24 protein-coding genes and 1 pseudogene are annotated in these 25,409 nt (G+C 72.0%); 17 read left to right on the top strand and 8 right to left on the bottom strand.

The features are described 5' to 3' along the window. The first annotated feature begins 61 nt into the window (after positions 1-61). Positions 62-970 (top strand): hypothetical protein, encoded by a 909-nt coding sequence (locus tag ACTWJ8_RS09705; protein WP_356386023.1) that lies wholly within the window; start codon positions 62-64, stop codon positions 968-970. 5 nt (positions 971-975) lie between these two features. Then, positions 976-2,136, top strand: coding sequence for a type VII secretion-associated serine protease mycosin (mycP, locus tag ACTWJ8_RS09700; RefSeq protein ID WP_443263596.1), 1,161 nt, complete (start codon positions 976-978; stop codon positions 2,134-2,136). Here the strand turns inward: mycP and ACTWJ8_RS09695 are convergent. Continuing rightward, positions 2,120-3,019, bottom strand: coding sequence for a serine hydrolase (locus ACTWJ8_RS09695; protein ID WP_443263595.1), 900 nt, complete (start codon positions 3,017-3,019; stop codon positions 2,120-2,122). The two genes, mycP and ACTWJ8_RS09695, sit on opposite strands and share 17 nt — an antisense overlap. Positions 3,020-3,114: 95 nt before the next feature. Between ACTWJ8_RS09695 and ACTWJ8_RS09690 the strand changes: the two genes are divergently transcribed. Continuing rightward, the gene (locus ACTWJ8_RS09690; RefSeq protein ID WP_443263594.1) at positions 3,115-3,846 is read left to right on the top strand and encodes an SseB family protein; all 732 of its coding nucleotides are present in this window, start codon (positions 3,115-3,117) and stop codon (positions 3,844-3,846) included. A 15-nt stretch (positions 3,847-3,861) separates the two neighbouring features. Here the strand turns inward: ACTWJ8_RS09690 and ACTWJ8_RS09685 are convergent, their stop codons facing one another. Further along, positions 3,862-4,224, bottom strand: a complete 363-nt coding sequence (locus tag ACTWJ8_RS09685) for a DUF1844 domain-containing protein (RefSeq protein WP_356386012.1) — start codon at positions 4,222-4,224, stop codon at positions 3,862-3,864. Positions 4,225-4,575: 351 nt separating this feature from the next. On the opposite strand from ACTWJ8_RS09685, the gene infC reads away from it, so the two are divergent. The 10 genes and pseudogenes from infC (at position 4,576) to ACTWJ8_RS09635 (ending at position 15,487) form a co-directional block, all read left to right on the top strand. Next, positions 4,576-5,238, top strand: a complete 663-nt coding sequence (infC, locus tag ACTWJ8_RS09680) for a translation initiation factor IF-3 (protein WP_356386009.1) — start codon at positions 4,576-4,578, stop codon at positions 5,236-5,238. A gap of 123 nt (positions 5,239-5,361) precedes the next feature. Beyond that, the gene (gene rpmI, locus ACTWJ8_RS09675) at positions 5,362-5,556 is read left to right on the top strand and encodes a 50S ribosomal protein L35 (RefSeq protein WP_004933563.1); all 195 of its coding nucleotides are present in this window, start codon (positions 5,362-5,364) and stop codon (positions 5,554-5,556) included. A gap of 99 nt (positions 5,557-5,655) precedes the next feature. Beyond that, the gene (gene rplT / locus ACTWJ8_RS09670) at positions 5,656-6,039 is read left to right on the top strand and encodes a 50S ribosomal protein L20 (RefSeq protein WP_356386007.1); all 384 of its coding nucleotides are present in this window, start codon (positions 5,656-5,658) and stop codon (positions 6,037-6,039) included. Positions 6,040-6,201: 162 nt separating this feature from the next. After that, positions 6,202-7,044 (top strand): TrmH family RNA methyltransferase, encoded by an 843-nt coding sequence (locus tag ACTWJ8_RS09665; protein ID WP_443263593.1) that lies wholly within the window; start codon positions 6,202-6,204, stop codon positions 7,042-7,044. Positions 7,045-7,090: 46 nt separating this feature from the next. Next, positions 7,091-8,206 carry an ATP-binding protein gene (locus ACTWJ8_RS09660; RefSeq protein WP_443263592.1) on the top strand — a complete coding sequence of 372 codons (1,116 nt, stop codon included), beginning with the start codon at positions 7,091-7,093 and terminating at the stop codon, positions 8,204-8,206. Positions 8,207-8,355: 149 nt separating this feature from the next. Next, complete coding sequence (gene pheS / locus ACTWJ8_RS09655) at positions 8,356-9,486, top strand: phenylalanine--tRNA ligase subunit alpha (RefSeq protein ID WP_443263591.1); 1,131 nt, start codon at positions 8,356-8,358, stop codon at positions 9,484-9,486. Next, complete coding sequence (gene pheT / locus ACTWJ8_RS09650) at positions 9,486-11,987, top strand: phenylalanine--tRNA ligase subunit beta (RefSeq protein ID WP_443263590.1); 2,502 nt, start codon at positions 9,486-9,488, stop codon at positions 11,985-11,987. The genes pheS and pheT overlap by 1 nt, the downstream gene beginning before the upstream one ends. A 207-nt stretch (positions 11,988-12,194) precedes the next feature. Continuing rightward, positions 12,195-13,281 (top strand): annotated as a pseudogene (locus ACTWJ8_RS09645) (PP2C family protein-serine/threonine phosphatase). Positions 13,282-13,543: 262 nt separating this feature from the next. Beyond that, positions 13,544-14,884, top strand: coding sequence for a transcriptional regulator (locus tag ACTWJ8_RS09640; RefSeq protein WP_356385993.1), 1,341 nt, complete (start codon positions 13,544-13,546; stop codon positions 14,882-14,884). Between the two features lie 72 nt (positions 14,885-14,956). Continuing rightward, entirely contained in the window at positions 14,957-15,487 is a 531-nt protein-coding gene (locus tag ACTWJ8_RS09635; protein ID WP_356385990.1) for an NUDIX hydrolase, read from the top strand. A gap of 12 nt (positions 15,488-15,499) precedes the next feature. Here the strand turns inward: ACTWJ8_RS09635 and ACTWJ8_RS09630 are convergent, their stop codons facing one another. Together ACTWJ8_RS09630 and ACTWJ8_RS09625 are read right to left on the bottom strand one after the other, a co-directional pair. Then, a complete protein-coding gene (locus ACTWJ8_RS09630; protein ID WP_356385987.1) occupies positions 15,500-15,757 on the bottom strand; it encodes a hypothetical protein in 258 nt (85 codons plus the stop codon). A 184-nt stretch (positions 15,758-15,941) separates the two neighbouring features. Then, positions 15,942-16,802: a 3-hydroxybutyryl-CoA dehydrogenase gene (locus ACTWJ8_RS09625; RefSeq protein WP_356385984.1), complete on the bottom strand. Its 861-nt coding sequence runs from the start codon at positions 16,800-16,802 to the stop codon at positions 15,942-15,944. A 187-nt stretch (positions 16,803-16,989) separates the two neighbouring features. On the opposite strand from ACTWJ8_RS09625, the gene ACTWJ8_RS09620 reads away from it, so the two are divergent. Beyond that, complete coding sequence (locus ACTWJ8_RS09620; protein WP_443264850.1) at positions 16,990-18,189, top strand: glycoside hydrolase family 10 protein; 1,200 nt, start codon at positions 16,990-16,992, stop codon at positions 18,187-18,189. Positions 18,190-18,203: 14 nt separating this feature from the next. Here ACTWJ8_RS09620 and ACTWJ8_RS09615 read toward each other — a convergent pair whose 3' ends face one another. Continuing rightward, on the bottom strand, positions 18,204-18,401 hold the full coding sequence (locus ACTWJ8_RS09615; protein ID WP_443263589.1) for a DUF1918 domain-containing protein: 198 nt from the start codon (positions 18,399-18,401) through the stop codon (positions 18,204-18,206). Between the two features lie 72 nt (positions 18,402-18,473). Beyond that, on the bottom strand, positions 18,474-19,430 hold the full coding sequence (locus ACTWJ8_RS09610) for a DMT family transporter (RefSeq protein ID WP_443263588.1): 957 nt from the start codon (positions 19,428-19,430) through the stop codon (positions 18,474-18,476). Here ACTWJ8_RS09610 and ACTWJ8_RS09605 point away from each other — a divergent pair. Further along, positions 19,327-20,898 carry an aminotransferase-like domain-containing protein gene (locus ACTWJ8_RS09605; protein ID WP_443263587.1) on the top strand — a complete coding sequence of 524 codons (1,572 nt, stop codon included), beginning with the start codon at positions 19,327-19,329 and terminating at the stop codon, positions 20,896-20,898. The two genes, ACTWJ8_RS09610 and ACTWJ8_RS09605, sit on opposite strands and share 104 nt — an antisense overlap. Positions 20,899-20,908: 10 nt before the next feature. Then, positions 20,909-21,340, top strand: a complete 432-nt coding sequence (locus ACTWJ8_RS09600; protein WP_443263586.1) for a GNAT family N-acetyltransferase — start codon at positions 20,909-20,911, stop codon at positions 21,338-21,340. Here the strand turns inward: ACTWJ8_RS09600 and ACTWJ8_RS09595 are convergent. Continuing rightward, a complete protein-coding gene (locus tag ACTWJ8_RS09595) occupies positions 21,328-21,780 on the bottom strand; it encodes a DUF6314 family protein (protein ID WP_443263585.1) in 453 nt (150 codons plus the stop codon). The two genes, ACTWJ8_RS09600 and ACTWJ8_RS09595, sit on opposite strands and share 13 nt — an antisense overlap. Before the next feature lie 117 nt (positions 21,781-21,897). Between ACTWJ8_RS09595 and ACTWJ8_RS09590 the strand changes: the two genes are divergently transcribed. Next, positions 21,898-24,381 (top strand): alpha-L-arabinofuranosidase C-terminal domain-containing protein, encoded by a 2,484-nt coding sequence (locus tag ACTWJ8_RS09590; protein WP_443263584.1) that lies wholly within the window; start codon positions 21,898-21,900, stop codon positions 24,379-24,381. 13 nt (positions 24,382-24,394) lie between these two features. On the opposite strand, the gene ACTWJ8_RS09585 is transcribed toward ACTWJ8_RS09590, so the two are convergent. Further along, complete coding sequence (locus tag ACTWJ8_RS09585) at positions 24,395-25,387, bottom strand: aldo/keto reductase (protein ID WP_356385960.1); 993 nt, start codon at positions 25,385-25,387, stop codon at positions 24,395-24,397. Between the last annotated feature and the right edge of the window lie 22 nt (positions 25,388-25,409).

Genomic DNA, 25,409 nt, shown 5'->3' with positions numbered 1-25,409 from the left:
TGCGGCGACTGAGCAGCGGGGCCCGGGGCAGAGCCCCGCGACGGCGCCCCCATTGCCGCCGATGCCACCGGCACCACCAAAACCGCCCCGCCGCCCCATAGGCACGGTCGACCTCACCCCCCGCCCGGAAACGGCCGGCAGGCCCTTCGTCCGGTTCGCGCCCCCCGAGCACTACGACGACCGCACCACGCTCCTGCGCCCCATCGGCGCCCGCCTGAAGCCCCGCACCGCCGCCATCGCCGCCTGCCTGATACTCGGCCTCGGCCTGATCGGCGGCGCCACCACCGGCACCCTGCTCACCGGCGACGACGGACCGCCGTCCGTGCAGACCGCCTACCGGGAGGCCGGGCAGCTCTGGCACGGCGTCCCCGTCGACCGCCTCTTCCCGCGCACCCTCAAGGGCGAGGGCGCGGGACCCGGCCGCGCCGACCGCACCTGGACCCGGATCGCCGTCGCCCCCGACGGCACCTGTGCCAAGGCCTTCGACCCGCTGCTGCACAAGGCGCTGCGCTCGGCCGGCTGCCTGCGCCTGCTGCGTGCCACGTACACCGACGCCTCGCAGAGCAACGTCACCACGGTCGGCCTGATGTTCACGAAGGCCGACGCGGAGGCGACCCAGGCGCTGCGCTCCCGCTTCATGGAGCAGGGCCTCGACCGGCGCGACGACCTCATGCCCCGCCCGTACGCCGCCAAGGGCACCGCCGCCGAGAAGTTCGGCGACCGCCAGCGCGCGTCCTGGACGATCAACATCCTCACCGACGCCCCGGTCGTCGTGTACGCGGTGTCCGGCTTCGCCGACGGCCGCGCCGTCAGCGAGCCCGAACCGGCCGCGGAGGCCATGAAGAGCGGCGCCACCAGCGCCCCCGCCCAGGCGGGCCTCGGCCACGACGCGCAGGGCGTCGCCGACCGCATCGAAAGGGACCTGCGCAAGACGGTCAAGCAGGCCGCCGACCGGGACACGGAGCAGTAGCCGTCATGAAGCGCCACCACACGATCGCCGCGGCCACCACCGCGGCCCTCATCGCGCTGCTGCCCACCACCGCGGCCCACGCCGACACGGTCCGCTCCCAGCAGTGGGGCCTCACCGCGCTGCACACCGACGACGCCTGGAAGACGACGCGCGGCAAGGGCGTCACCGTCGCGGTCCTCGACACCGGCGTCGACGACGAGCACCCCGACCTCGAGGGGAACGTGCTGGAGGGCAAGGACCTCGTCGGCTTCGGCGCGCAGCGCGGCGACCGCCCCTGGGCCCGGCACGGCACCGCCATAGCGGGCATCATCGCCGGCCACGGACACGGCAAGGACGACGGCGACGGCGTCATGGGCGTCGCCCCCGAAGCACGGATCCTGCCGGTGCGGGTGATCCTGGAGGACGGCGACCCGGCCCGCGCGAAGGCCCGCGAGACCCGGGGCAACGCGCTCGCGGACGGCATCCGCTGGGCCGCCGACCACGGCGCCGACGTCATCAACCTCTCCCTCGGCGACGACTCCAGCACCGCGCACCCGGAGGCCAGCGAGGACGCCGCCGTCCAGTACGCGCTGAAGAAGGGCGTCTCCGTCGTCGCCTCCGCGGGCAACGGCGGGGAGCAGGGCGACCACATCTCGTACCCCGCCGCGTACCCCGGCGTCATCAGCGCCACCGCCGTCGACTCCACGGGCGCCCGCGCCTCCTTCTCCACCCGCCGCTGGTACGCCTCCGTGGCCGCGCCCGGCCGGGGCATCGTCACGGCCGACCCCGACCGCAAGTACTACTCGGCGTGGGGCACCAGCGCTGCCTCCGCGTTCGTGTCCGGCGCCGTCGCCCTGGTCCGCGCCGCCCACCCGGGGCTGAGCCCCGCCCAGATCAAGCGGCTCATGGAGGAGACGGCCGACGACCCGCCCTCCGGCGGCCGCGACGACTCGCGCGGCTTCGGCCTCGTCGACCCCGCCGCGGCCATCGACGCGGGCGCCAAGCTGAAACCGCAGCGCCTGACCCCGGCCTCGTACGGCAAGGAGTACTTCGGTCCCGGCCCCGACGACGACTCGGACGAGGGCCTCGCGACCTGGGTGGCGGCGCTGGCGGCCGGTGTCGGCGTGGTGCTGCTCGGTGTGGGCGGCCACCTGTGGCGCGGCCACCGCCTCACGCGGCGCCGCTGACCACCGGCACCGCGGCCTTCGCCACCGCCTCGACGAGATCGACGCCCGCCTCCTTGGTGGCGCTCCCCCGGGAGACGACGGCCACCAGGTACGAGCGCCCGTCGACGGTCACCCGCCCCACGCTGTTGATGACCCACAGGCCCGTGGTGCTGCGCTTCAGCCACCCGTTCTTCAGCGCCGCGGCGCCGTCCCCCGCCGCCGAGACGCCCCACGCCTGATCGCTCTCCACGTTGCCCATGAGCCCCTGGACGTACGCCCGCGCGTCCGCGCCCAGGACGAGGTCGTCGCCGACCCCGAACACCTGCTTGAGCAGGGTGAGCTGATCGGCCGCCGTGGTCTGCGTCAGCCCCCACAGCGCGCCTTCGCCGCCGCTGGTCCGGGTCAGGCCCAGGCGCTCGTTCGCGGCGTCCAGGCCGTCCGCCCGCCCGATCTCGTCCCACACCGCGGTCGTCGCGTCGTTGTCGCTCCGCTCGATCATCGCGGCGGCGTACGTCCGTTCCTGCGCGGTGAGCGAGCGCCCCTCGTCCGCGGCCCGCAGCAGCAGCGCCGCCAGCACGTCGACCTTCACGATGCTCGCGGTGTCGTACGTGCCGCCGTCCTCCGACGCGTACGAGGCGCTCGTCCCTCCGGCAGCGTCGAGGACCGCGACGGAGACCCCGCCGTCGTGGCCCGCGGCCGCCTTCTTCACGGCCTCGGCGAGCTCGGTGTCCGGATCCACGGTCGTACTCTCCTCGGGCGTGGGGGAGGCGTGCGAGACGAGGGCGGTCGCACCGGTGTGCGGCCACGCCTTCGCACCGACCGTAGCGCCGGCGGCGAGGGCGACGACGAGCGCCGCGGCGACGTGGAAACGCCTTCGACGGACTCTGCGGGCTCTGCGGGACATGCCGCGATGCTCGGCCGCCGCCCTGTGCGCACCATGAGCCCCGCCTCAGGGTCCGCTGAGAATCCGCCCCCGCCGCCTCGGTAGGCTCCCTGATCGTGGCGAACAAGAACATTCCCGACCCCGGCTTCTCCGACGACGACGGCACGGCCGACCCGCGCCTGACCGAGGCCCTGGCCGCGTGGTCGGAGGACCGCACGGCCCACGGCCCGGTCCTGGCGGCGCTCAAGGACGCCCGGCTGCTCGTCCCCGTGGTCGCCGTGCTCGGCGAGGTCGAGGAGGACGAGAACGGCCTGCGCCGCGAGAAGACGTCCGACATGGCGGTCCCGACCCTGAAGGCCGCGGGCCGCAAGGCGCTGCCCGCCTTCACCTCGACCGCCTCGCTCGCCCTGTGGGACCCCGAGGCCCGCCCCGTCGCCGTACCGCTGCACCAGGCACTCCAGGCCGCCGCCCACGAGCAGGCCGACACCGTCGTCCTCGACGTCGCGGGCCCCGTCCCGTACGAGCTGACGGGCGCCGCCCTGTACGCCCTCGCGGAGGGCCGCACCGACGCCGACCCGCTCGCCGACCCCGCCGTCAGGGACGCGGCGCGCGCCGCGGTCGCCGCCGAGCCGTCCGTCGCCCGCGCCTACCTGGGCCCCGGCCAGGCGGACGGCACCCTCGCCCTGGTCCTCGACGCGGACACCGACGTGCAGGCCACCGCCCAGGCGATCGCGGGCCGCATCGCCGCCGACGAAACACTGAGGGCCCGCCTGGTGCGCGGCCTCGACCTGGCACTCCTGCCGGCCGAGGCGACGCCACCGGGCGAGCCCCTCTACGTACGCGGGTGATGCGGGCGGGCGCCGTCAGCCGTAGACGGCGCCCGTGTACTTCTCGCCGGGGCCCTTGCCGGGCTCGTCCGGGACGACCGAGGCCTCGCGGAAGGCGAGCTGCAGCGACTTCAGACCGTCGCGCAGGGGAGCGGCGTGGAAGGAGCTGATCTCCGTCGCGCTGCCGTCGAGCAGGCCCGCGAGGGCGTGGATCAGCTTGCGGGCCTCGTCGAGGTCCTTGTGGGCGTCGCCCTCCTCGGTGAGGCCGAGCTTCACCGCGGCGGCGCTCATCAGGTTCACCGCGACCGTCACGATGACCTCGACGGCGGGAACCTCGGCGATGTCGCGGGTCAGCGCGTCGTAGTCGGGATTTTCGGTTGCGGGGGTCGCGTCACTCATGGCCCCCACGATATGTCGCGCGCACTCGATTGGGCGCACCCCCCAAGTCCTGCTAACCTTGTGTGACGACCGGCCGGAAGCCCACGTCCTCACGGACCGAAGGCCCCGGCCCACAAGTGGAGGCTCCGATCTCCCACCTGACCGCCCGACCAGGGCGGTGGGTCACCGGTCAGACGGTCACCGTCGTTCCGTACGGACGACGGAACCGTCCGAGCTTGCGCCCCGCGGTTCACCGTGGCGGTGTTCCGGTAGTCCTTGGAGCCCCGCGTGTGTACCGTCCGGGGCATTTTTTGTGCTTCGGCGCGGTTGGTACTTACGTCACAAACGTACGCGGCGGTCCGCCAGGCCGTCGTGTGGTGCTACCGAGGAGGATCCATCAGCGCCGAGCCCCGCATCAACGACCGGATTCGCGTTCCCGAAGTGCGACTTGTCGGTCCCAGCGGCGAGCAGGTCGGGATTGTTCCGCTTGCCAAGGCCCTTGAGCTTGCTCAGGAGTACGACCTCGACCTCGTCGAGGTGGCGGCGAACGCCCGTCCGCCCGTATGCAAGCTCATGGACTACGGGAAGTTCAAGTACGAGTCGGCCATGAAGGCCCGTGAGGCGCGCAAGAACCAGGCGCACACGGTCATCAAGGAGATGAAGCTCCGGCCGAAGATCGACCCGCACGACTACGACACCAAGAAGGGTCACGTCGTCCGGTTCCTCAAGCAGGGCGACAAGGTCAAGATCACGATCATGTTCCGTGGTCGCGAGCAGTCCCGTCCGGAGCTCGGCTTCCGGCTGCTGCAGCGTCTCGCGGAGGACGTCCAGGACCTCGGGTTCGTCGAGTCGAACCCGAAGCAGGACGGCCGCAACATGATCATGGTCCTCGGTCCGCACAAGAAGAAGACCGAGGCGATGGCTGAGGCCCGCGAGGCCCAGGCCGCCCGCAAGGCCGACGCGAAGGCCAACCCCGGACGTTCGCAGAACGCAGCCGAGGAGCAGCCCGCGGAGGAGCAGCCCGCCGAGGCATGATCCGGTGGCGTGCAGCCCGCACGCCACGGATACCAACTGACACAACTGACGTTTCCCAGCGGCCGGTTCGCGCCCATGGCACGGACCGGTCGGGAACGCCACTGACGAGGAGAGAACGGCGCCATGCCGAAGAACAAGTCGCACAGCGGTGCCAGCAAGCGCTTCAAGGTCACCGGCTCCGGCAAGGTGCTCCGTGAGCGCGCCGGCAAGCGCCACCTGCTCGAGCACAAGTCGTCCCGCGTGACGCGTCGCCTCACCGGCAACGCCGAGATGGCCCCGGGCGACGCCGCGAAGATCAAGAAGCTTCTCGGCAAGTGATGTACGGGCGCACTCGCGCCCTGTACGTCGGCTGGACCGGGACTATTCGAATTCGGGTCGGGTGAAGACAACCCCGGCCCCGCTACAAGGAGTTAACAAGTGGCACGCGTCAAGCGCGCGGTGAACGCGCACAAGAAGCGTCGGGCGATCCTCGAGCAGGCCAGCGGCTACCGCGGTCAGCGTTCGCGTCTGTACCGCAAGGCGAAGGAGCAGGTCACCCACTCCCTCGTCTACAACTACAACGACCGCAAGAAGCGCAAGGGCGACTTCCGTCAGCTGTGGATCCAGCGCATCAACGCCGCTGCCCGCCAGAACGGCATGACGTACAACCGCCTCATCCAGGGTCTGAAGGCCGCCAACATCGAGGTGGACCGCAAGATGCTGGCCGAGCTGGCCGTCAACGACAGCAACGCGTTCGCCGCGCTCGTCGAGGTCGCTCAGAAGGCGCTTCCGGCCGACGTGAACGCGCCCAAGGCTGCGTGAACGCTCCGCTGAGCCGCATGTGACGTGGGACCCGCAAGCCAACGGGCTTGCGGGTCCCACGTTGTTCGGGGCTCCGCCCCGGACCCCGCTGCTCAATCGCCGCAGGGGCTTCGACAGCCCACCCGCCGCTTGAAACGCACATCCATCCCGAAAGTTAGGCGCATGGTCGCAACGCCCGAGTTGATCTCTCCCAAGTCGCCCCGCGTGAGCGCCGCGCGGCGGCTGGCCAAGCGGAACTTCCGGGGCAAGGAGCGGCTGTTCCTCGCGGAGGGGCCGCAGGCCGTGCGGGAGGCCGCCGCGCACGGCGGGCTCGTCGAGATGTTCGCGACCGTCGACGCCGCGGAGCGCTACGCCGACATCGTCGGGGAGGCCAGGGACGCGGGCGCCCGGGTGCACCTCGCCGAAGAGGCAGTGATCGGCGACATCTCCACCACCGTCACGCCGCAGGGGCTCGTCGGTGTGTGCCGGTTCCTCGACACGCCGTTCGAGGAGATCCTCGCGGCGCGGCCCAAGCTCGTCGCCGTCCTCGCCCACGTGCGCGACCCCGGAAACGCCGGCACCGTGCTGCGCTGCGCCGACGCCGCGGGCGCCGAGGCCGTCGTGCTGACCGACGCCTCCGTGGACCTCTACAACCCCAAGGCCGTACGGGCCTCCGTCGGGTCCCTGTTCCACCTGCCCGTGGCCGTCGGCGTCCCCGTCGAGGAGGCCGTCGCCGGGCTCAAGGAGGCGGGCGTCAGGATCCTCGCCGCCGACGGCGCGGGCGAGGACGACCTCGACGCCGAACTCGACCAGGGCTCCATGGGCGCCGCCACCGCGTGGGTGTTCGGCAACGAGGCGTGGGGCCTCCCGGAGGAGACCCGCGCGCTCGCCGACGCCGTCGTGCGCGTGCCCATCCACGGCAAGGCCGAGAGCCTCAACCTCGCCACGGCCGCCGCCGTCTGCCTGTACGCCTCCGCGCGTGCGCAGCGCGCCCCCGGAGGGTGCCGCTCCGTCACTCCCGGCTAGTAGGGTGACTCTTCCGGATCGACCGCCGGAAGGGGGAGCGCGGGAGATGAGCGTCGTCGACGGCAGCGGCTCGCGCGGCCTGAACGGATCCGACGTGTCCGGTCCCGACGGACTCGCGGCGCTCGGCGTCCACCCCGACGACCTGCCCGACGGACTCGTCGTCGCGGACGAGCGCGGCCGTGTCATCTGCTTCAACGCCGCCGCGCAGCGCATCACCGCGGTCCGCGCGGACACCGCCCTGGACGCCCCGCTGGAGCGCGCGCTCCCGTTGGAGGACCTCGAGGGCCGCCGCTGGTGGCAGCTCACGGACCCGTACGGGGGGCTCGCGACGCGGGTCGGGCAGCCCGAGCGGAATCTGCTGCTGCCGGGCGGCCGCGAGGTCCTCGTCACCGCGCGTTACGTACGCACCCGCCCCACGGGGCCCGTACGCCGCGTCGTCGTCTCGCTCCGCGACACCGAGGCCAGGCGGCGCACCGAGCGCAGCCACGCGGAGCTGATCGCCACCGTCGCGCACGAGCTGCGCTCCCCGCTCACCTCGGTCAAGGGCTTCACCGCGACCCTCCTCGCCAAGTGGGAGAGGTTCACGGACGAGCAGAAGCGGCTGATGCTGGAGACCGTCGACGCCGACGCGAACCGGGTGACCAGGCTGATCGCCGAGCTGCTCGACATCTCCCGCATCGACTCCGGGCGGCTGGAGCTGCGGCGCCAGCCCGTCGACGTCGCGGCCGCCGTCTCCCGGCACATCCAGGCGCACGTCGCCGCAGGTCAGTCGGCCGACCGCTTCCTGCTGCGGGTCAAGCATCCGCTGCCCGACCCGTGGGCCGACCCGGACAAGGTCGACCAGGTCCTGAGCAATCTGCTGGAAAACGCCGTGCGCCACGGCGAGGGAACCGTCACCATTGACGTAGAGCCCACCACGCCGAGCGGCGCGTCGGTCACCGTGTCCGACGAGGGCCCCGGCATCCCGGAGGAGTCCATGAACCGCGTCTTCACCCGCTTCTGGCGGGGCAGCAAGCGCGGTGGCACGGGCCTGGGGCTCTACATCGTGAAGGGCATCGTCGAGGCCCACGGCGGGACGATCACCGTCGGCCGCGCGCCCGGCGGCGGCGCGGAGTTCCGATTTACGTTGCCCGTGGCGACACCGGCGTATCTCACCAGCTGACCGAAGCAGCTGCCGTCGGGCACCACGGGCGCATTCGCACACCTCACCCCCGTTAGACTCGTCCTTTGGCACGTTTGCGTCCAGCACACCCGACGGCCGTCGACGCGTCTGCGGGACCTCAGCCAATCCAATCGGAAGCACGGGAAGAGATGTCGGCACCGAACAAGTCGTACGACCCTGTCGAGGTCGAGGCACTGAAACCGGAAGAGATCGAGCGCGTCCAGAAGGAGGCGCTCGACGCCTTCGCCGCCGCGGACTCGCTCGAGGCGCTTCAGGAGGCCAAGGTCGCGCACACCGGCGGCACGTCGCCGCTGGCGCTCGCCAACCGCGAGATCGGCGCGCTGCCGCCGCAGGCCAAGGCCGCCGCGGGCAAGCTCGTCGGGCAGGCGCGCGCCGCCGTCGGCCGGGGCCTCGCCGCCCGCCAGGCCGAGCTCGAGGCCGAGCGCGACGCGCGCGTCCTGGTCGAGGAGGCCGTGGACGTCACGCTGCCCTACGACCGTCAGCAGGCCGGCGCCCGGCACCCGCTGACCACGCTCTCCGAGCGCATCGAGGACGTCTTCGTGGCCATGGGCTACGAGGTCGCCGAGGGCCCGGAGATCGAGGCCGAGTGGTTCAACTTCGACGCGCTGAACATCGGCCCCGACCACCCCGCCCGCGGCACCCAGGACACCTTCTTCGTCCAGGGCGCCCAGGAGGCGAAGGGTGACGACGAGGCCGGGCTCGTGCTGCGCACGCACACCTCGCCCGTGCAGATCCGCTCGATGCTGGACCGCGAGCCGCCGGTCTACGTGATCTGCCCCGGCCGCGTGTACCGCTCCGACGAGCTGGACGCCACGCACACCCCCGTCTTCAACCAGGTCGAGCTCCTCGCCATCGACGAGGGCCTCACCATGGCCGACCTCAAGGGCACCCTCGACCACATGGTCCAGGCCCTGTTCGGCCCGGACATGAAGACGCGGCTGCGCCCGAACTTCTTCCCGTTCACCGAGCCGTCCGCCGAGATGGACATGGTGTGCTACGTGTGCCGCGGCGAGTCCGTCGGCAACCCGGACCGCCCCTGCCGCACCTGCTCCTCCGAGGGCTGGATCGAGCTGGGCGGCTGCGGCATGGTCAACCCGAAGGTGCTCGTCGCCTGCGGTGTGGACCCCGAGAAGTACAGCGGATTCGCCTTCGGGTTCGGCATCGAACGGATGCTGATGTTCCGCCACAACGTCGAAGACATGCGAGACATGGTCGAGGGTGACGTCCGCTTCACCCGACCGTTCGGGATGGAGATCTGATGCGTATCCCGCTTTCCTGGCTGCGGGAGTACGTCGACCTCCCCGCCTCCGAGACCGGCCGCGACGTGCAGGCCAAGCTCGTGTCCGCGGGCCTCGAGGTCGAGACGGTCGAGCAGCTCGGCGCAGGTCTCAAGGGCCCCCTCGTCGTCGGTCAGGTCAAGACCATCGAGGAGCTGGAGGGCTTCAAGAAGCCGATCCGCTTCTGCACCGTCGACGTCGGCACCGCCAACGGCACCGGTGAGCCGCAGGAGATCGTCTGCGGCGCCCGGAACTTCGCCGTCGGCGACAAGGTCGTCGTCGTCCTGCCCGGCGCCGAGCTCCCCGGCGGTTTCGCGATCTCCGCGCGCAAGACGTACGGCAAGACCTCGCACGGCATGATCTGCTCCAGCGACGAGCTGGGCATGGGCGACGACGGCACGCACGGCATCATCGTGCTGCCGCCCGAGCACGAGGTCGGCACCGACGCCATCGAGCTGCTCGAGCTGGTCGACGAGGTCCTCGACATCGCCGTCACCGCCAACCGCGGCGACTGCCTGTCCATCCGCGGCGTCGCCCGCGAGACCGCCATCGCCTACGGCCTGCCGCTGCGCGACCCGGCGCTCCTCGACGTCCCGACGCCGAACGCCGACGGCTACCCGGTACGGATCGACGACCGTCTCGGCTGCGACCGATTCACCGCCCGCACGGTCGGCGGCCTGGCCCCCGAGGCCCGCTCGCCGATCTGGCTGCAGCGCCGCCTCCAGAAGGTCGGCATGCGCCCGATCTCGCTCGCCGTCGACGTCACGAACTACGTGATGATGGAGCTCGGCCAGCCGCTGCACGCCTACGACCGCTCCCTCGTACAGGGCGCGATCGGCGTCCGCCGCGCCGAGCAGGGCGAGGTGCTCACCACCCTCGACGGCGCCAAGCGCACGCTCGACGCCGAGGACCTGGTCATCACCGACGAGCGCGGCCCCATCGGCCTCGCCGGCGTGATGGGCGGCGCCAACACGGAGATCGCGGACCACGCCGAGGACGCCGGCACCACCGACGTCGTCATCGAGGCGGCGCACTTCGACGCCGTCTCCATCGCCCGCACCGCCCGCCGCCACAAGCTGTCGTCCGAGGCCTCCAAGCGCTTCGAGCGCGGCGTCGACCCGCAGGCCTCGTCGGCCGCCGCCCAGCGCGCCGTCGACCTGCTGGTGCTGCTTGCGGGCGGCCGCGCCGAGCCCGGCGTCACCGAGGTCGTCGCCCCGTCGGGGCCGCACACCATCACGATCCCGGCCGACCACCCGGACAAGGTGGCCGGCGTGGCGTACGGCCGCGAGACCGTGGTGCGCCGCCTCCAGCAGGTCGGCTGCGACGTGTACGGCCAGGACGCCCTGACGGTCACCGTGCCGTCCTGGCGCCCCGACCTCGCGGACCCGAACGACCTGGCCGAAGAGGTCATCCGCCTGGAGGGCTACGAGAACCTGCCCTCCACGCTGCCGAAGCCCCCGGCGGGCCGCGGCCTCACCGCGCGCCAGCGCCTGCACCGCCGTGCCGGCCGCGCGCTTGCCGGAGCCGGGTACGTCGAGGCGCTCAACTACCCGTTCATCGGCGAGGGCGTCTTCGACCAGCTCGGCCTGGAGGCGGACGACGCCCGCCGCAAGGTCGTCAAGCTGATCAACCCGCTCAACGACGAGGAGCCCGCGCTCCGCACGACGCTGCTGCCGGGCCTGCTGAACGCCCTGCGCCGCAACGACGGCCGCGGCAGCCACGACCTGGCGCTCTTCGAGACCGGCCTGGTGTTCCGGCCGACCGGCGAGGAGACCGCCCCGGTCCGCCTCCCCGTCGACCGCCGCCCGACCGACGAGGAGATCGCGGGCCTCAACGCCGCGCTGCCCGCGCAGCCGCGCCGCGCCGCCGTCGTCCTCGCGGGCGCCCGCGAGCAGGCCGGCTGGTGGGGCAAGGGCCGCCCGGCGGACTGGGCGGACGCCGTCGAGGCCGCGCGCACCCTCGCCCGCGAGGCGCACGTGGAGCTCACGGTCCGCGCGGACCAGCACGAGCCGTGGCACCCCGGCCGCTGCGCCGCCCTGTACGCGGGCGACCAGCTGATCGGTCACGCAGGCGAGCTGCACCCGCGCGTCGTCAAGGCGCTGAGCCTGCCGGAGCGCACCTGCGCGATGGAGCTCGACCTCGACCTCCTGGAGCAGGCGGGCACCGGCATCGTCGAGGCGCCGCGGATCTCCACGTTCCCCGTCGCCACGCAGGACGTCGCGCTGGTCGTCGACACGAAGGTCCCGGCCGGCGAGGTCGAGAAGGCGCTGCGCGAGGGCGCAGGCGAACTCCTCGAGTCGCTGCGCCTGTTCGACGTGTACGAGAACGCGGAGCAGCTCGGCGAGGGCAAGAAGTCGCTCGCGTACGCGCTGCGCTTCCGCGCCTCCGACCGCACCCTGAAGGTCGACGAGGCGTCGGCCGCCCGCGACACCGCGGTGGCACTCGCCGCCGAGCGCACGGGCGCGGTGCTGCGCGGCGCGTAACAGCGCACGAAACCGCATGTGAGGGGCGCGTCCGGGACACCGGACGCGCCCCTCACGCTTTCCGGCGGGCACCCTCCGCCCCCTCTCACTCATTCGGGTGAGGATTGCCGATGATCCGGTCCCGAACGGGCAGGCGGTCGACAGAATCATTGCGGCCGCCGGGCCGACCGGTGAGCGCGCTGTTCGTGGGCCGAGGGGGCCGTCGGCATGATCCGTATCAAGACCAAGGCGCCCACCGGACCCGAACCCCGGCGCGCCCGGCGCACATTGATGCTGGGCCTGCCGACCGTCTGGGGCGCGGTCGCCGTCACGTACAAGCTCGTCTGTCCGTTGGCCCAGCTCGACGGGATCGGGGCGCGGATCGCGACCAGCGCCGTCTTCTTCGCCGTCGGTACCGGGCTCATATTGCGCGTACGGCACACGCTGATGCGGGAGTTGAGCGAGACCAGGACCGTCGCGGCCGCCGCCCAGTCGGCGCTGCTGCGCCCGCTGCCCGACCGGCTCGACGGGCTCGCGCTCGCCGCAGGACAGCTCTCCGCCGACCGCGGCGCCAGCGTCGGCGGCGACCTGTACGACGTCGTCGCCACCGAGCACGGCGTCCGCGTGGTCATGGGCGACGTGCGCGGGCACGGGATCGCCGCGCTCGGCACCGTGGGCGCCGTCCTCGGCAGCTTCCGCGAGGCCGCGCACGACGAGGACGAGCTGGGGCCCGTGCTGCGCAGGCTGGAGCGCGCGCACGCCCGTTATCTGCGCCAGCGCGCCCGCGACGAGCACCCGGCCGCAGGACGGGGCGAGCCCGAGAACCCGCTCGCGGAGGAGTTCGTGACGGTGCTGCTCCTGGAGATCCGGGGGGGACGGCGCCGTGCACGCCCTCAACTGCGGGCACCCCTGGCCGTACGTGCTGCGGCCCGGCGCCGCCCGCTGCGTGGAGCCGATGAGCGGCGGCGACCCGCTGCCGCCGCTCGGCCCGTTCCCGCTGCCCGCCGAGCTGCCGCCGGTGCGCTGCGGGCGGATCCGCCCGGGCGAGGGACTGCTGCTGCACACCGACGGGGTCGAGGACGCCCGGGACCCGCGCGGCCGGTTCTTCCCGCTGCGCTCCACGCTCGACGCCTGCGTGCGGCGCGGCACCGTCGTCCCGCAGTCCGTCGTCCACACCGTCTGCAGCCGGCTCCAGGGCCACGTCGGCGGGCGTCTCTGCGACGACGCGGCGCTCCTCGTGCTGCGCAACGACCGGAGCCGGGTGCCGGCCCAGCACCCCGGGCCGACCGTGCGCGCGGCGCACAAGGTCCTCTGAGGCCGGGGGCCGCGTCGTCCGCCCGCCGCGGAGTGTGTCGGGCAGGCGAGCGGGCGGACGACGCGGGTACGGGCCGCCGCGCTGTACGAGGGGGAGCCGGCGGCCCGGCCGGCCTCTTGCGAGGCAGTTCAGTCAACCGGGTCGATATCAGCCACAACAGCGCGCACACGCCACGGAGTTGGGCATTCCGATCACACCCCGTGTGAACGCGGCTCCACTAGGCTGGCGACACCGAGCCAACGGAGGGCAACGGAGGCTCTCGATGCAGCCCAACACCCTGCTCGACGCGATTCTCGACGAGGCCGGGATCTCCCACGCGGGACTCGCGGCGCATGTGAACCAGGCGGGCAAGGCGCGCGGCCTCGCCCTCCGCTACGAACACACCGCGGTCGCCCGCTGGCTCAAGGGCCAGCGCCCGCGCGGCCAGGTGCCCGACCTGATCTGCGAGGTGCTCGCCGCCCGGCTCCAGCGGCACGTCACCCTCGACGACATCGGCCTCGGCATCTCCTGCGAGCCCGCCGCCGCGCACGCCACCACGCTCTCCGGGTTCGTGGAGCGGGCCACCGCGCTGTGGCGCTCCGACCAGCAGCAGCGCCGACACATCCTGGACGCGCCCGCCGTCACCGGCACCCCGGCCGTGATGCCCGTGTGGGAGTGGGAGAACCCGCCGGAGGACACCGACGTCTCGCGCGGCGGCCGGCACCCCGTGAGCGTCGCCGACCTGGAGATGATGCGCTCGGCCCGCGCCCACTACGAGCAGATGTACCGCAAGGCCGGCGGCATCGCGACGCGCAGCCGCATCGTCGGCTTCCTCAACACCGAGGCGGCGCCGCTCCTTCGCGGCAGCTACACCGACGACACCGGGCGCCAACTGCACCGCGCCACGGGCGGGTTGGTGGCCATCGCGGGCATCTGCGCGTACGACTCCGACGCGCACGGGCTCGCGCAGCGCTACTTCCACCAGGCGCTGCGGCTCGCGAAGGCCAGCGGCGACCGGGGGCTCGGCGCGTACGTCATCGCGCTGCTCGTCAACCAGTCGCTGCACATGCGCGACCACCGGCAGGCCGTCGCGTTCGCGGAGGCCGCGCTGCGCGCCGCGGGCCGGCACATCTCGCCCGCGCTCGCATCCGATCTGTACGCGATGCAGGCGAAGGCGTACGCACACCTCGGCGACGGTACGAGCGCCCTGGAGTGCATCCGGCGTGCGGAGTCCGCCGCCGACCGCATCCGGCGCGGTCACGAGCCGGACGAGACGGGCTACGTGCAGCCCGGATTCGTCAACGTACAGGTGGCGGAAGCCCTGTTGAGCCTCGGGGACTACGCCGCCGCGAAGGAGCACGCGCAGGAGGCCGTGCACACCCCGGCGCACGACCGGGGCCGGGTGCACCGGCTCGCGGTGCTGAGCCAGATCCAGCTGAGACAGGGGAACGCGGAACAGGCCGTGGCCACCGCCGTGGAAATGGCCGAGACCGCTCGGGGCATGGAGTCGCAGCGCCTTCGCGACAGACTCCGGGCGGTGCGCGAGCACCTCGTGCGCAGCGGATGCGCGGGTACGGCCGAGGCCGCCGAACTCATCGACGGGGCACTGCGCGTGCCCCTGTGAGCCTTTACGCGGGGCGCCCGCGAACGCCACTGCTGCGATATTGCCATCAACTCGGCGGAAGGTGGCAGAACCGTGCAGTGGACGAAACAGAACGAACAAACTGTGTATGCAAACCGATGGTTCAGCGTCAATCTGGCAGACGTGGCGCTGCCGGACGGCCGGCATCTCGACCACTTCGTGATACGTCTTCGCCCCGTGGCGGTCGCCACGATCGTCAACGAGGCGCACGAAGTGCTCCTGCTGTGGCGGCACCGCTTCATCACCGACAGCTGGGGCTGGGAACTGGCCGCGGGTGTCGTCGAGGACGGCGAGGACATCGCGTACGCGGCGGCGAGGGAACTGGAGGAGGAGACCGGCTGGCGGCCGGGACCGCTGCGGCACCTGATGAGCGTCGAACCGTCCAACGGCCTCACGGACGCCCGGCACCACATCTACTGGACCGACGAGGGAACGTACATCGGCCACCCCCAGGACGACTTCGAGTCGGACCGCAGGGAATGGGTCCCGCTCAAACTCGTCCCCGACATGATCGCTCGTGGAGAGGTCCCGGCCGCCAACATGGCGGCCGCACTGCTTCTCCTGCACCACCTCAACCTCGGCTAGCGCCGTGGCGGGTCAGTGCCCGAGTGCCTGCCAGACCGCGATGATCAGCGCGCCGACCGAGGTCAGCGCGGCCACCGCGGGCAGCGGCCAGCGGCTGTGCTCCAGCGCGCTGAGCCGGGTGTTCAGGTCGTCCTGATCCTTGGCGGTCTGGTCGTCGCGGTGCGTGAGCAGGGCAAGTTGACCGTCGATGCGGGCCAGCTGGACCTCGAAGACCCGTCGTAACTCTGCGAGTTCTTCGGGGATCACCGGATGATCCGGGTCGGTGGTCACGAGTCGGCTCCTTTCCGTAGGCGTGACATCCCTTGATGTACGCACCGGAAGTCAACTCGCCTGGTGGGCGCCGCGGGAGCGTGTGCGAACGGCATATGCGGGTCACCCGCGCACTCCCCGTGCGAACGCGATGGGCCCGGTGTTCCGAAGAACACCGGGCCCACTCGCGGACTACGCAGCGTGGTCAGGCGTAGGTGTAGAAGCCCGAACCGCTCTTGCGGCCGAGCCGGCCCGCGTCGACCATCCGCTGCAGCAGCGGGGGAGCGGCGTACAGCGGCTCCTTGTACTCCTCGTACATCGAGTCCGCGATGGAGACGATGGTGTCGAGGCCGATCAGGTCGGAGAGCTTCAGCGGACCCATCGGGTGCGCGCAGCCCATCTCCATGCCGTTGTCGATGTCCTCGCGGCTCGCGATGCCCGACTCGAACATGCGGATGGACGACAGCAGGTACGGCACCAGCAGCGCGTTCACCACGAAGCCCGAGCGGTCCTGCGCGCGGATCGCGTGCTTGCCGAGCGTCTTCTCCACCAGCACCTGGGCGCGGCTGATCGTGCCCTCGGAGGTGGTGAGCGCCGGGATCAGCTCGACGAGCTTCTGCACCGGGGCCGGGTTGAAGAAGTGGATGCCCACCACGTGGTCGGGGCGGGACGTCGCCACGGCCAGCTTCACCAGCGGGATGGAGGAGGTGTTCGAGGCGAGGATCGCGTCGGGACGGGTCACGACCTGGTCGAGGACCTGGAAGATCTCCGTCTTGACCTGCTCGTTCTCCACGACGGCCTCGATCACGAGGTCACGGTCGGAGAACTCGCCGAGGTCCGTGGTGAACGTGAGGCGCTCCTGCGTCTCCGCCAGCTCCTCCTCGGTGATCTTGCCGCGGGAGGCCGCCTTCGCGAGCGAGCTGAGCAGCCGCGTGCGGCCGTACTCCAGGGCCTCGCCGGTGGTCTCCGCCACCATCACGTCGAGTCCCGCACGAGCGCAGACCTCCGCGATCCCTGCGCCCATCTGGCCGCAACCCACCACTCCGACGCGCTGGATGTCCGTCAAGGGGTCCGTCACCTCGTGCCTTTCGCTCTTCTTCCCGGGGTACGGGCGCCAGGGGCGCGCGTGTCTCTCCGGGGGCTTCCGGAACCGCACGTTACCCCGTAGACATGAGTGGGGTGGAGCCCGGGTTAACGCCTGTTCATGCGGGCAACACCGTGGCACATGAGATAGGGGGGAACCTATGGGACGTATCTCACGTATGTCGCGACGCAGATTCACGCTCGGTGCGGCGCTGGTGCTCGCCGCGGTCACGGCGCCCGACGCGGTGGCGTCGGTGCCGGTGCGGCGGGAGCTGCGGGGCATGTGGCTGGCCACCGTCGCCAACCGGGACTGGCCTTCGCGGTCCGGTCTGAGCGCCGAGCAGCAGCGCGCGGAGCTGATCGCGCACCTGGACACCGCCGTACGCCGACGGCTGAACACGGTGATCTTCCAGATCCGGCCGACCGCCGACGCGCTGTGGCCGTCCCCGTACGAACCGTGGTCGTCCGTCCTCACCGGCACCCAGGGCCAGGACCCCGGCTGGGACCCACTGGGCACGGCCGTCGAGGAGGCGCACGCCCGCGGCCTCGAACTGCACGCCTGGTGCAACCCGTACCGGATCGCCAACCACACCGACCCCGGCCGCCTCGTCCCCACCCACCCGGCACGGCAGCACCCCGAGTGGGTCGTCGCGTACGGCGGGAAGCTCTACTACAACCCCGGGCTTCCGGAGGTCCGCCGCTTCGTGGTCGACGCGATGCTGGACGCGGTCGAGAAGTACCCCGTGGATGCCGTGCACTTCGACGACTACTTCTACCCGTACCCCGTCGCCGGCCAGACCTTCGACGACGACGCGGCCTACGCGCGGTACGGCGGCGGGTTCCCCGACCGGGCGGCCTGGCGGCGCGACAACATCGACCGGCTGATCCGCGAGATGGCGGCGCGCATCAAGAAGACCAGGCCGCGGACCCGCTTCGGCATCAGCCCCTTCGGGGTGTGGCGCAACAGGGCGACCGACCCGCTGGGCTCGGACACCACGGCCGGCGTGCAGACGTACGACGACCTGCACGCGGACACGCGCAAGTGGGTGCGGGAGCGGTGGATCGACTACGTGGTGCCGCAGGTCTACTGGAACATCGGCTTCGCCGCCGCCGACTACGCGAAGCTCGTGCCGTGGTGGGCGGAGGTCGCGCGGGGCACGGGCGTGCGCCTCCACATCGGCGAGGCGCTCTACAAGGCGGGCGATCCGGCGCAGCCCGCCGCCTGGCAGGACCCGGCCGAGCTGTCCCGGCACCTCACGTTCGCGGACCGCTTCCCTGAGGTGCGGGGGCACGTCTTCTTCTCGGCCAAGGAGGTCGGGCAGGACAGGAACGGCGCGATGGCCCGCGTGGTCGCGGACCACTACAGCTGACCGTCCCGGCCGGGTCAGGACTTCTTGGGGGCACCGTGCCGGACCACGGAGTCCGGGCCCGGCGACATGATCGCCTCGTGGCCGTCGTCGAAGCGCACCCGGAACGGCGGCCCGCCGTCCGCGCCGAGCACTTCGACGATCCGGGCCACCCGGTCGTGCTGCCCGACGATCCGGCCGTGCACCAGGAGTTGATCGCCTACGGTTGCGCGCATCGGGAGTGACCTCCTCTACGGACCGTGCTGTGCCGCCCAGTTTACGGCGCGGGGCCCCGGGGGGAACCTCCCTCAACCGCGTGCCCGTTGGGTGGCCGCGATGCACAGCAGGACCGCCACCGCGGTGAGCGGCGCCGCCACCGGCAGCGCCTCGCCGAGCAGCACCACCGACCACAGGAGCGTCAACAGCGGCTGCGCGAGCTGGAGTTGGCTCGCCTTCGGGATGCCGATCATCCCCATGCCCTTGTACCAGACGACCAGGCCGAGGAACTGCGAGCCGACCGCCACCCAGACGAGCCCGGCCACCGCGTGCCCGGTCAGGTGCACCGGCTCGTACGGCAGCGCGACCGCCGCGCCCGCCACCGCGAGCGGCAGGCACAGCACGAGCGCCCACGCGATGACCTGCCAGCCCGGCATCACGGACGCGAGCCTGCCGCCCTCCGTGTAGCCCGCCGCGCAGATCAGCAGCGCCGCGAACAGGAACAGGTCGGCCCGCGTCAGGGCGCCGCCGCTCTGCTGCACCGTGAACGCGATGACCGCCGCCGCGCCCACGCACGCCGCGATCCAGAACGTCCGCGAGGGCCGGGAGCCGGTCCGTATCGACGAGAGGACCGCCGTGGTCAGCGGAAGCAGGCCCACCACGACCGCGGAGTGCGCGGTGGTCGCGGTCTCCAGGGCGAGCGTGGTGAGCAGCGGGAACCCGAGCACCACACCGGTCGCGACGACCGCGAGACCCGCCCAGTGCCGTCGCTCGGGGACGCGGACGCGCAGCGCCAGAAGACAGGCGCCCGCGACGAGCCCCGCGAGGACGCAGCGGACGCTGATCAGGGAGTAGGGGCCGAAGCCCTCGAGGCCCCAGACGGTGGCGGGGAAGGTCAGCGAGAAGGCGGTGACGCCGAGGGCGGCCAGCAGCGTTCCGGCAACCTTGACCGGTCGGTCGGCGGGCGGGGTCCCAACGGCCCCGGAGACCTTCGGCCGGTCGGTGACCGCTACCCGGCTGTGCTCGATAGCGCTATTCTGTGCTCTCATGCAACAGAGTAGCAGCGTGAGTGAACTGGCGAAACAGCTCCGATCCGAGCTGAACCGCTACTCGCCGGGCGAGAAGCTGCCGTCGAGCCGCTCCCTCGTCGACCGCTTCAAGGTCAGCCCGGTCACGGTCTCCCGCGCGCTCGCCCAGCTGGCTGCCGAAGGGCTCGTCGTCACGCGGCCCGGCGCCGGAGCCTTCCGTGCCGAGGCCCGCCCCGCGGCGGCGCCCGTCGGCGACACGTCCTGGCAGGAGGTCGCGCTGAGCGCCGACGCCGCCACCGAGGTCGTGCCGCGCGCCGTCGACGCGGCGGGCGTCCTCGTGACGCTCTCCCCGCCACCGCCCGGCGTCATCGAGCTCAACACCGGCTATCTGCACCCGGTGCTCCAGCCGGGCGCCGCGCTCTCCGCCGCCCTCGCCCGCGCCGGCCGGCGCCCGGGCGCCTGGGCGAAGCCGCCGGTCGACGGACTCCCCGAACTGCGCGAGTGGTTCGCCCGCGGCATCGGCGGCGCGATCTCCGCGTCCGACGTGCTGATCACCTTCGGCGGGCAGTCCGCGCTCACGACGGCGCTGCGCGCGCTCGCCCCGCCGGGGGCCCCGGTGCTCGTCGAATCGCCCACGTACCCCGGCATGCTGGCGATCGCCCGCGCCGCGGGGCTGCGGCCCGTGCCGGTGCCCGTCGACCGGGACGGGGTGCGGCCCGAGCTGCTCGCGCAGGCGTTCAGGGCGACGGGCGCCAGGCTCTTCGTGTGCCAGCCGCTGTTCCAGAATCCGACGGGCGCGGTGCTCTCCGCCGACCGCCGCCCCGAAGTGCTGCGGATCGCGCGGGAGGCCGGGGCGTTCGTCGTCGAGGACGACTTCGTGCGCCGCCTCGTCCACGACGACGCGGGACCGCTGCCCAGGCCGCTCGCGAGCGACGACCCGGACGGCGTGGTCGTGCACGTCTGCTCGCTCACCAAGGCGACCTCGCCGAGCCTGCGCATCGGCTGCCTCGCCGCCCGCGGCCCGGTCCTCGAACGGCTGCGCGCGATCCAGGTCGTCGACCACCTCTTCGTCCCGCGCCCGCTCCAGGAGGCCACGCTCGAACTCGTCGGCTCCCCGGCCTGGCCGCGCCATCTGCGCACACTGGCGGGCGAGTTGAGGGCGCGGCGCGACATCCTCGCCGCCGCGGTCACCACCGAACTTCCCGGGCTCGACCTCACCCACATCCCGGCCGGTGGCTACCACCTGTGGCTGCGGTTGCCCGACGGCAGCGACGAGACGGCGCTGGTCACGGGCGCCCTCCGGGCCGGCGTCGCGGTCGCCCCCGGCCGCCCGTACTTCTCCGCCGAACCCCCGGCCCCGCACATCCGGCTCAGCTTCGTCGGCGTCGCGTCGAGCGCCGAGATCACCGAGGGCGTACGTCGCCTCAAGGCGGCCTGCGACGAGGTCCTGGCCCCGAATCCGCTCGACGCGCCCGCGTCCGACCTGTGAGGATCCCGGAATGACCAGCACACTGCCCGACGGCTACACGCTCTCGACCGACCCCGGCCGCCTCGACACGGACCGCGTCCACGCATGGCTCTCGCAGGACGCGTACTGGGCGCTCGACCGGCCGCGCGCCCGGCAGGACAGGGCGGTCGCCGGCTCCCTCAACTTCGGGGTGTACGACACCGCTTCGGGCGAACAGGTCGCCTACGCGCGCGTGGTGACGGACGAGGCCGAGTTCGCCTGGCTCTGCGACGTCTACGTGGACCGCTCGGTGCGCGGCAAGGGCATTGGCGGGGCGATGGTGGCGGCGGTCCGCGACCATCTGGAGGCCCTCGGCATCCGCCGCATCCTGCTCGCCACGAAGGACGCGCACGGCGTCTACGAAGAGGTGGGCTTCAAGCCCCTCGAACACCCGGACCAGTGGATGGCGCTCTACTTCCGGTAGTCGCGGCGGTAGTCCGTCGTGAGCAGCAGGTCCTTGGCGGGCCCCTTCACCCGCCACACGGTCCGCCACCTGTCCGGGTCGTAGGCGCTGAACTCGCCCCGGTAGAGGTCGGCCGAGCACGGGTGGTCGGCGACGTGGTGCCCGGAGCGCAGGTCGAGGCCGTGGAAGAAGCGGCCGTCGGCGAAGTGCACCACGGCGGCGCCGGGGACCTCCGGGGACGGCAGATAGCGGAGGGTGCGTTCGGCGGGGCGCGCGGTGCCGCGCCACTCGAACGTGCCGGACTCGACGTGCAGCAGCCCTTCGCCCTCGGCCGTGAAGTCGGTCGTCCCGGTGAACGTGCCTGTCAGGTCGTCCGCCAGGTCCCGCACCGTCCGCTCGACCCGCCAGCGTCCCGCCAGGAACGCCAACGCGTCGGAAACCGGCCAGACTTCGTCCGCCACGGACATCACTCCCGCTCACCTCTGCGCGAACCGTTGACGCGCGTACCGACGCTTCCTATCTTGCCGTTCGCAGTTTAGGACGCCGTACGGGATATCGAACAGAACTGGGGAGTGCGCATGACGCGTGGACGACGCAGGCGCTGGAGATTCGGGCTCGGGGCCGCGGTGGGCTCCCTGCTGGTCGGCACCGCCGTGCTGCCGACGTCGGCGGCGGAGGCCGATGTCACCGACTACTCCGTCACCGTCGACCCGAGCCGCTCGGGCGCGGCCATCGACGACACGATGTACGGCGTCTTCTTCGAGGACATCAACCGGGCCGCCGACGGCGGGCTCTACGCCGAACTCGTGCAGAACAGGTCCTTCGAGTACTCCACCGCCGACAACGCCTCGTACACCCCGCTCACCGCCTGGAAGACCAGCGGCACCGCGAAGGTCGTCGACGACGACGGGCGGCTGAACGCCCGCAACCGCAACTACCTCGCGCTGGGCGCCGGTGCGAGCGCCACCAACTCCGGCTACGGCACCGGCTACACCCTCGAGAAGGGCGCCACGTACGACTTCTCCGTCTGGGCGCGCGGCGACTCCGAGCTGACCGCGACCCTCGGCGACGCCGACGGCGCCCTCGCGACGCCGCGCAAGGTCCGCACGCGCGGCGGCTGGGCCCAGTACCGGGCGACGTTCACACCGAGCCGGGACACCACCACGGGCCGCCTCACCGTCGCCACCACGAAGGACGCCGCGCTCGACATGGTGTCGCTGTTCCCGCGCGACACCTACAAGGGCCGCAAGAACGGCCTGCGCAAGGACCTGGCGCAGAAGGTCGCCGACCTCAAGCCGGGATTCGTGCGCTTCCCCGGCGGCTGCCTCGTCAACACCGGCTCCATGAAGGGCTACGACGAGGCGTCCGGCTACGAGCGCAAGCGTGCGTACCAGTGGAAGGACACCGTCGGGCCGGTCGAGCAGCGCGCCACCAACTCCAACTTCTGGGGCTACAACCAGAGCTACGGCCTCGGCTACTTCGAGTACTTCCAGTTCGCCGAGGACATCGGCGCGATGCCGCTGCCCGTCGTGCCCGCCCTCGTCACCGGCTGCGGCCAGAACAAGGCCACCGACGACGACGCGCTCCTGAAGCGGCACATCCAGGACACCCTCGACCTGATCGAGTTCGCCAACGGGCCGACCAGCAGCAAGTGGGGCAAGCTCCGCGCCGACATGGGCCACCCGAAGCCCTTCCACCTCACGCACCTCGAGGTCGGCAACGAGGAGAACCTGCCGAACGAGTTCTTCGCGCGCTTCAAGGAGTTCCGCTCCGCCATCGCCGCCACGTACCCCGACGTCAAGGTCATCTCCAACTCCGGCCCCGACGACAGCGGTTCGATCTTCGACACGGCGTGGAAGCTCAACAAGGACGCCAAGGTCGCCATGGTCGACGAGCACTACTACAACAGCCCGCAGTGGTTCCTCCAGAACAACGAGCGCTACGACTCCTACGACCGGCAGGGCCCGAAGGTCTTCCTCGGCGAGTACGCCTCCCTCGGCAACCAGTGGTCCAACGCCATGGCCGAGGCCGCGTACATGACCGGCCTCGAACGCAACGCCGACGTCGTCAAGCTCGCCTCCTACGCACCGCTGTTCGCGCGCACCGACACCGTGCAGTGGAAGCCCGACATGATCTGGTTCGACGACCAGAAGTCGTGGGGCTCGGCCGACTACGAGGTGCAGAAGCTCTTCATGCGCAACGTCGGCGACCGCGTCGTCCCCTCGAAGGCCACCGCGACCCCGTCGACACTGGAGCCGATCACCGGCGCCGTGGGTCTTTCGACATGGGCGACCAGCGCCGCGTACGACGACGTGAAGGTCACGGACGCCGACGGGAAGACCCTCCTGAGCGACGACTTCAGCGGTGACGCCGGGCAGTGGACCGGCAGCGGCAAGGGGGCGTGGGCCGTCCAGGACGGCCAGTACGTGCAGTCCGACGCGGCCGCCGAGAACACCCTGGTCACCGCGGGCGACCCGAGCTGGCAGAACTACGACCTGCACGTGAAGGCCACCAAGAAGTCCGGCAAGGAGGGCTTCCTCGTCGCCTTCGGCGTCAAGGACACCGGCAACTACTACTGGTGGAACCTCGGCGGCTGGAACAACACCCAGTCCGCCGTCGAACAGGCCGTGAACGGCGGCAAGTCGACGCTGATCTCCAAGGCGGGCTCGATCGAGACGGGCCGCGCCTACGACGTCGACATCAAGGTCCGGGGCCGTCAGGTGACGCTCTACCTGGACGGCCAGGAATGGGGCTCCTTCAAGGACGACAAGCCGGCCGAGCCGTTCCGCCAGGTCGTCACCACGGACAAGAAGACGGGTGACCTGATCGTCAAGGTCGTCAACGCGCAGGACTCCGCGGCCCGTACGAAGATCGACCTCGGCGGTGCCGACGTCGCGGACTCGGCGGCGGTGACGACGCTGACCGCGGCGCCCGACGCCGAGAACACGGCCACCGAGCGGCCCGTGAAGCCGACGACGTCGACGTTCGACGGGGTCGCCGACCGGTTCACGTACACGTTCCCGGGCAACTCGGTGACGTTCCTGCGGATCAAGAAGGGCTGAGCCCGAGCGTCGCTCAGCCGTTGACGAACCGCATGCTGTTCGCGTCGTAGCGGTCCCCGGCCACCTCGGTGGCGGGGGCCGCCGCGTCGATCGCGGCCAGGTCGTCGGCGGTCAGGTCGAGCGTGGCGGCGGCGACGTTCTCCTCCAGGTACTTCTGGCGGCGGGTGCCGGGGATCGGCACCACGTCGTCGCCCTGGTGCTGCACCCAGGCGAGCGCCAACTGGCCCGCCGTGACGCCCTTCCCGGCCGCGAGCTCCTCCAGGCGGGCGACGATCGCCAGATTGCGCTCCAGGTTGCCGTCCGTGAAGCGCGGCTGGTGGCGGCGGAGATCGCCCTCCTGGAACTGCTCCGTCGACTTGTAGGCGCCGGTGAGGAAGCCGCGGCCCAGCGGCGAGAACGGCACGAGCCCGATGCCCAGCTCCCGGCACACCGGCAGGATCTCCGCCTCCAGATCGCGCGTCCACAGCGAGAACTCGCTCTGGAGCGCCGCGATCGGATGCGTCGCGTGCGCGCGGCGCAGCGTGTCCGCGCCCGCCTCCGACAGGCCCAGGTGGCGGACCTTGCCCTCCTTCACCAGCTCGGCCATCGCGCCCACGGTCTCCTCGATGGGCACGCTCCGGTCGACGCGGTGCAGGTAGTACAGGTCGATGTGGTCGACGCCGAGGCGGCGCAGCGAGGCCTCGCACGCCTCGCGCACGTAGGCCGCGTCGCCGCGGATAGCGACGGGCTCGCCCAGCTTGTTAGCGAAGCCGAACTTCGTGGCCAGGACGGCCTGTTCGCGGCGGCCCGGGGTGGCGAGGGCGCGGCCGATCAGCTCCTCGTTGTGCCCGGAACCGTAGAAGTCCGACGTGTCGAGCAGGGTGACGCCGAGGTCGAGGGCACGGTGGATCGTGCCGATCGACTGCTCGTCGTCGGACGGGCCGAAACCGTGGCTCATGCCCATGCAGCCGAGCCCCTGCGCGGAGACGGCGAGCGCGCCCAGGCGGCGAGTGGGAAGGTTCGACATGGGTGTGCTGCCTCCAGGTGTG

Source organism: Streptomyces sp. SDT5-1, assembly GCF_052245995.1.
Lineage (GTDB): Bacteria > Actinomycetota > Actinomycetes > Streptomycetales > Streptomycetaceae > Streptomyces.
The sequence above is the reverse complement of the archived record's forward strand: the minus strand, read 5'-3'. Positions and strand labels throughout refer to the sequence as shown.